This is a genomic window from Actinosynnema sp. NPDC023658, assembly GCF_040639995.1.
In the GTDB taxonomy this organism is placed as follows: domain Bacteria; phylum Actinomycetota; class Actinomycetes; order Mycobacteriales; family Pseudonocardiaceae; genus Actinosynnema.
In genome coordinates, this window is sequence record NZ_JBFAAX010001197.1 from 1 (window position 1) to 1,565 (window position 1,565).

Here is a 1,565-nt window from a genome sequence, read left to right on the forward strand (position 1 = left end):
CCGCAGTGGCGGCGGGCGTCACGGCGTTGGCCGCCACGCTCGTCGCCTGGCCGATCACGACCGCTTCGGCGGCGATCGGCGCGGGCACGTACACGGTGAAGAACGTGGGCAGCGGGCACTGCCTCGACGTCCCCAACGGGACCACGACCGCGGGCGTCCAGCTCCAGCAGGCGTCGTGCGGCACCGCCGGCAGCCAGCAGTGGACGTTCACGGCGGTCAGCGGCGGGTACCGGATCAGCTCGGTCGCCACGGGCCTGTGCGTCGGCGTGCAGGACGCGTCCACGTCGGCGGGCAAGGCGGTCCAGCAGGTCGCGTGCACCGGCGGCGCGGGCCAGACCTGGACGGTGACCGCGAGCGGCAGCAACTACCGCCTGGTCGACACCAACAGCGCCAAGTGCATGAACATCAAGGACAGCTCGACCGCCGTCGGCGCCGGGGTGCAGATCAACTCCTGCGACAGCGTGGCCACCAAGCAGTGGACGTTGACCCCGGCGAACGGTGTGACGACCTCGACCTCGACCTCCACGTCGACGTCCACCAGCACGACGACGTCGACCACGACCACGACCTCGACCACCACGACGTCGAACCCGCCCACGGGCGCCGCGACCGGTTTCGCGGCGATGAACGGCGGGACCACCGGCGGTCAGGGCGGGGCGAAGGTCCGGGCCACCACGGGAACCCAGATCCACCAGGCCCTGTGCAGCCGGGCGAGCAGCTCCACCCCGATCATCATCGAGGTCGAGGGCACCATCAACCACAGCAACACCACCCAGGTGTCGGGCGGCAGCTGCTCGACCGCCTCAGGGGTGATCGAACTCAAGCAGATCAGCAACGTCACCATCATCGGCGTCGGCAGCGGAGCGGTCTTCGACCAGTTGGGCATCCACATCCGCGAGTCCCGCAACATCGTCATCCGGAACGTGACGATCCGGAACGTCAAGAAGTCGGGCTCGCCCACGTCCAACGGCGGCGACGCCATCGGCATGGAGAGCAACGTCCGCAACGTCTGGGTCGACCACACCAACCTGCTCGCGTCGGGCGGCGAGTCGGACGGCTACGACGGCCTGTTCGACATGAAGAACGGCACCCAGTACGTGACCCTGTCCTACAGCACCCTGCGCAACTCCGGCCGCGGCGGGCTGATCGGCTCCAGCGAGAGCGACCTCTCGAACGGGTTCGTCACCTTCCACCACAACCTGTACGAGAACATCGACTCCCGCACTCCCCTGCTGCGCGGCGGCATCGGCCACATGTACAACAACTACTACGTGAGCCTCAACGAGTCCGGCATCAACTCCCGGGCCGGCGCCAAGGCCAAGGTGGACAACAACTACTTCAAGAACTCCCGTGACGTCCTCGGGACCTTCTACACCGACCAGGTCGGGTACTGGCAGGTCAGCGGCAACATCTTCGACAACGTCACCTGGTCCACGCCCGACAGCGAGCACAGGCCCGCCGGGCCGGACGTCAAGTCCACCACCACGGTCAGCATCCCCTACAGCTTCACGCTCGACCAGGCCACCTGCGTGCCGACCATCGTCGGTCAGACGGCAGGCGCCAAC

Annotated in this window: 1 protein-coding gene; it reads left to right on the top strand. The window is 67.8% G+C overall.

The window, feature by feature from the left end; translation table 11 throughout:
• Positions 1-5: 5 nt before the first annotated feature.
• Positions 6-1,565, top strand: a 1,560-nt coding sequence (locus AB0G02_RS39490) for an RICIN domain-containing protein (RefSeq protein ID WP_360805427.1), incomplete at its 3' end; no start/stop codon positions are given.